Source organism: Streptosporangium nanhuense (assembly GCF_059358815.1).
In genome coordinates this window covers 1-5,535 of record NZ_JCADBG010000065.1, presented here as the reverse complement: position 1 = coordinate 5,535, position 5,535 = coordinate 1, and the positions used below count along the sequence as shown (strand labels likewise).

Annotated in this window: 1 protein-coding gene; it reads right to left on the bottom strand. The window is 74.0% G+C overall.

The genetic code is table 11. From position 1 onward, the window contains the following. On the bottom strand, positions 1-5,535 hold a 5,535-nt coding region (locus AC5L38_RS43860; RefSeq protein WP_495248756.1), incomplete at both ends, for a beta-ketoacyl synthase N-terminal-like domain-containing protein.

Below are 5,535 nucleotides of genomic sequence, written 5' to 3'. Positions count from 1 at the left end.
GGCCGGACTCGCCGTCGCGAACACCTCCACACCCAACCGCCGCGCCAACTGGATCGCCGCCATACCCACACCACCCGTACCGGCGTGCACCAGCAGCTTCTCCCCCGCCCGCAACCTGGCCAGGTCCATCAGCCCGTAGTAGCTGGTGAGGAACGCCACCGGGATCGTCGCGGCCTGCTCGAAGGAGATCCCCTCGGGGACCTTCACCAACGTCGTGGCCTCGGCGACGACCACCGGGCCGAAGCCGCCCTCGGACAGGCCCATCACCCGGTCCCCCGGGCACAGGCCCTTCACCTCGGGACCGGCCTCCAGCACCACCCCGGCGACCTCGCCGCCCATCAGGCCGACCCTGTCCTGGAACCAGCCCAGCGCGTTCAGCCCGTCCAGCAGGTCCCGGAAGTTCACCCCGGTCGCGTGCACCTCCACCCGAACCTGCCCGTCCCGCAACGGCTCGGCCGCCTGCGGGAACGGCAGCAATTCCAGCGCGTCCAGGCTGCCCTTGGCCCGGCTGCCCAGCCGCCACGGCCCTCCGTCGGCCGGGGGCAACAACCCCGCGCCCGAGGCCAGCGCCGCCAACCTGGGCACCCGCACGGTACCGGCACGCACCGCCACCTGCGGCTCGCCACACGCCGGCACCCCGGCCGGCACCGGCGAGGACAGCTCACCGTCGACGTCCACCAGCACGAACCGGCCCGGATTCTCCGACTGCGCCGACCGCACCAACCCCCACACCGCCGCGCCCGCCAGATCGGCGACCGCCTCACCCTCACCGGCCGCGACCGCACCCCGGGTGACGAACACCAGACGCGAAGCCGCGAACCGCTCGTCGGCCAGCCACTCCCGCAGCAGACCCAGCACCCCGGCCGTCACCTCGTGCGCCGAGGCCACCTCGCCGGTGTTCTCGGAGGAGGCGACGGTGAACGTCACCACGTCCGGCACCGGATCCAGGGAGGCGAGGTCCCCGTTCAGCCCGGTCAGCTCGGCCACGCTCAGCCCGGCGGCCGGCTCAGGCAGCTCGGGCAGCGTGCTCCACTCGACCCGGAACAGCCCGTCCCGCTCCACACCGCGACCACCGGCGGCGGCGAGCCGGTGGGCCGCGACCGGCCGCAGCACCAGCGAACGCGCCGACAGCACCGGCTCACCGGCGGCGTCCGCCGCGACCAGCGACACGGAGTCGTCACCCGTCCTGGCCAGGCGCACGCGCAGCACCGACGCGCCACCCGCGCGCAGGCTCACCCGGCCCCACGAGAACGGCAACCGGCCGCCCTCGACCGGCTCCAGCCCGGCGAACGGAACCGCGTGCAGCGCCGCGTCCAGCAACGCCGGGTGCATCCCGAACGAACCGGCGTCACCGGCCTGCTCGGGCAGCGCGACCTCGGCGAACACCTCCCCGTCGGCGCCGTGCCAGGCGGCGCGCAGGTTCCGGAAGACCGGGCCGTAGACGAACCCGCCCGCGGCCAGCTCCTCGTACAGGCCGTCCAGCTCGATGGCGGTCGCGCCGGCCGGGGGCCACACCGTGGCGTCGAACGGCGCGGCGGCCTCGTCACCTGTGGCAAGCGTGCCGGTGGCGTGCCGTACCCACGGCTCGTCGCTCGCGGCCTCGGCCGGCCGCGCGTAGATGTTCACGGCGCGGTGGCCCGTCTCCTCCTCCGCGCCCACCCATACCTGCACCGCGACGGCGTCGTTCTCGCCCAGCGTCAGCGGGGCGGTCAGGGTGAGCTCCTCCACCAGGTCGCAGCCGACCTGGTCGCCCGCCCGGATCGCCAGCTCCAGGAACCCGGTCCCCGGGAAGATCGCCGTTCCCGAGACCACGTGGTCGGCCAGCCACGGATGCGACCGCACCGACAACCGCCCGGTCAGCAGCACGCCGTCCGAGTCGGCCAGGCCCACGGCGGCGCCCAGCAGCGGGTGCCCGGCCGTCGCCAGCCCGGCCGCGGCCACGTTGCCCGCGCCGGTCCCCGCCCTCCTGGGCCAGAACCGCCGGTGCTGGAAGGCGTACGTCGGCAGGTCGACCCGGCGGGCGCCGGGGAGGACGGCCCGCCAGTCGACCGCCACCCCGTGCGCGTGCAGCTCGGCCAGCGCCGTCATGGACGCGACCTGCTCGTCCCGGTCCCCGCGCAGCACCGGCACGAGCACGGCATCCGGCTCGTACGAGTCGACGGCGAGGGTGTCGGCGGCCATCGCGGTCAGCACCCCGTCGGGGCCGAGCTCCAGGAACGCCCGCACACCCTGGCGGTGCAGGGTGCGGATGCCGTCGGCGAAGCGGACCGCGCCGCGGACCTGCTCCACCCAGTAGTCCGGCGAGCACAGCCGCTCGGCCGTCGCCGCCTCACCGGTCAGGGTCGACACGACCGGGATCCGCGGCGGGTCGTAGGTCAGCGTCCGGGCCACCGCCCGGAACTCCTCCAGCATCGGGTCCATCAACGGCGAGTGGAAGGCGTGCGACACCCGCAAGCGCCGCGTCTTGACCCCGCGCCCTTCGAGAACGGCGGCGATCTCAAGAACCGCCTCCTCGACCCCGGAGATCACCACCGAGGACGGGCCGTTCACCGCCGCGACCGACACCTCGCCATCGCGGCCCGCCAGCAGCTCGGCCAGCTCCTCTTCGGAGGATCGGACCGCCACCATCGCCCCACCGGCCGGCAGCGCCTGCATCAACCGGCCCCGCGCCGCCACCAGCGCGCACGCGTCAGCCAGGGACAGCACTCCCGCCACGTGGGCAGCGGTGATCTCCCCGATCGAGTGCCCGGCCAGCACGCCCGGCTTGACACCCCACGAGGAGATGAGCCGGAACAGCGCCGTCTCCACCGCGAACAGCGCGGGCTGCGCCCACCCGGTCCGGTCCAGCGCCTCCGCCCGCTCGGCGAACAGGACGTCACGCAACGACCCGTCGAGCAGCGGATCCAGCTCGGCGATCACCTCGTCCAAGGCCTCGGCGAACACCGGGAACCGCTCGTACAGCCCCCGGCCCATGCCGGCCCGCTGGCTGCCCTGACCGGTGAACAGCACCGCCAGCTTCGGCTCGTCCCCGGCCACCCCGCGCACCACACCGGCGCCCGGCAGGTCCTCGGCGACGGCTCGCAGCCCGGCCAGCGCGCCCTCACGATCACCGGCCAGCACCACCGCCCGGTGCTCGAACGCCGACCGCGTCGTGGCCAGCGAGAACGCCACATCGCCGAGCCCCAGGCCGGGCTCGCCGTCCACGTACGAGGCCATGCGTCCGGCCTGCGCCCGCAGTGCCTGATCGGTCCGGCCCGACACCACCCACGGCACCACACCCGGCACCACACCCGGCTCGGCCTCGCCCCGCGCCTCCTCGGTGTCGCCCTCGGGGAACTGCTCCAGGATCATGTGCGCGTTGGTGCCGCTGATCCCGAACGACGACACCCCCGCCCGCCACGGGCGACCGGCCTCCGGCCAGCCCCTGTTCTCGGTCAGCAGCTCCACCGCACCCATCGACCAGTCCACGTGCGACGACGGCGCGTCCACATGCAGCGTCCGGGGCAGCACGCCGTTCCGGAGCGCCATGACCATCTTGATCACGCCCGCCACACCGGCCGCCGCCTGGGTGTGACCCAGGTTCGACTTGATCGAACCCAGCAGCAGCGGACGACCCTCCGGCCGATCCTGGCCATAGGTCGCCAGCAGCGCCTGAGCCTCGATCGGGTCGCCCAGCGTCGTTCCCGTACCGTGGCCTTCCACCGCGTCCACCTCGGCGGGGGACAGTCCAGCGCCGGCCAGGGCCTGGCGGATCACCCGCTGCTGTGAAGGACCGTTCGGCGCCGTCAGGCCGTTGGACGCGCCGTCCTGGTTCACCGCCGAGCCCCGTACCACCGCCAGCACCCGGTGACCGTTGCGACGCGCGTCCGACAGGCGCTCCAGCACGACCATGCCGGCGCCCTCGGCCCAGCTCACCCCGTCAGCCGCGTCCGAGTAGGACTTGCACCGCCCGTCACCGGCGAGCCCGCCCTGCGCGCTGAAGTCGACGAACGCGCTCGGCGACGCCATCACCGTCACGCCGCCGGCCACCGCCAGCGAGCACTCGCCCGCGCGCAGCGCCTGCACCGCCAGGTGGATCGCCACCAGGGAGGAGGAGCAGGCGGTGTCCACCGTCACCGCCGGCCCCTCCAGGCCCAGGGTGTAGGAGATCCGGCCGGACAGCACGCTTCCGGCGGTGCCGGTCCCCATGAAGCCCATCACCTCCGGCGGGAACTCAAGGCGTCCCGACCGGTAGTCGTGGTACATCATCCCGGCGAACACGCCGGTACGGCTGCCGTGCAGCGAGGCCGGGTCGATCCCGGCCCGTTCGAAGGCCTCCCACGACACCTCCAGCAGCTGCCGCTGCTGCGGGTCCATCGCCAGCGCCTCACGCGGGGAGATCCCGAAGAACCCCGGATCGAACTCCCCGGCCTCGTGCAGGAAGCCGCCCTCGCGCACGTAGCTGGTCCCGCGGCTCTCCCGATCCGGGTTGTACAGCCCGTCGAGGTCCCAGTCACGGGTCGTCGGGAAACCGCCGATCCCGTCCCCGCCCCCGGCCACCAGCCGCCACAGGTCCTCGGCGGAGTTCACCCCGCCCGGGTAGCGGCAGGCCATGCTCACGATCACGATCGGGTCGTCGGTCACCGGCGGCGGCACCTGCGGCACCGTGTCCGCGACCTCCGGCCGCGCGCCCATCAGCTCGTCGAGCAGGTGTCTGGCCAGCACGGTGGGGGTGGGATAGTCGAACACCACCGTGGCCGACAGGCGCAGTCCCGTCGCGGCGTTCAGCCGGTTGCGCAGTTCGATCACGGTGAGGCTGTCGAAGCCGAGCTCGCGGAACTCCCGCCGCACCTCCACCGTCTCCGGCGTGGCGTGCCCCAGCACCAGCGCCACCTCGGTCCGCACCACTTCCAGGAGGACCTCGACGCGTTCCGCGGCGCCCAGCGAGGCCAGTCTCTGCGGCAGCTTGCTCCGCACCTGCGGGGCGGCGGCCGTCGAGCGGCGTACCGCGGGAAGCAGCCCGCTCAACATCGGCGGCAGCGCCGCGTGCGCCCGCAGCGCGGGCATGTTCAGGCGTACGGGTGCGACCGCCGACTCGCCGGACGCGACGGCCGCGTCGAACAGGGCCATGCCCTGCGGGGGTGAGATCGGCAGCAGGCCGCTCATGTTCCACCGCTGCACGTCCGCCTGCGACAACCGGCTGGTCATCCCGACGTCCTGCGACCACGGGCCCCAGGCCAGCGACACCGCGGGCAGTCCCGCGGCCCTCCGGTGCTGGACCAGCGCGTCCAGGAACGCGTTGCCCGCCGCGTAGTTGCCCTGCCCCGCCCCGCCGAACGTCCCCGCCACCGACGAGAACACCACGAACTCCACCAGGTCCTCGTCACGGGTGAGCTCGTGCAGGTGCCAGGCGGCGTCCACCTTGGGTCGCAGTACGGTGTCCAGCCGCTCGGGCGTCAGCGAGGCGATCGTCCCGTCATCCAGCACGCCCGCGGTGTGGATCACCGCCGTCAGCGGGTGCCCCGGGGACACCTCGGCCAGCAGCGCCGCCACCTG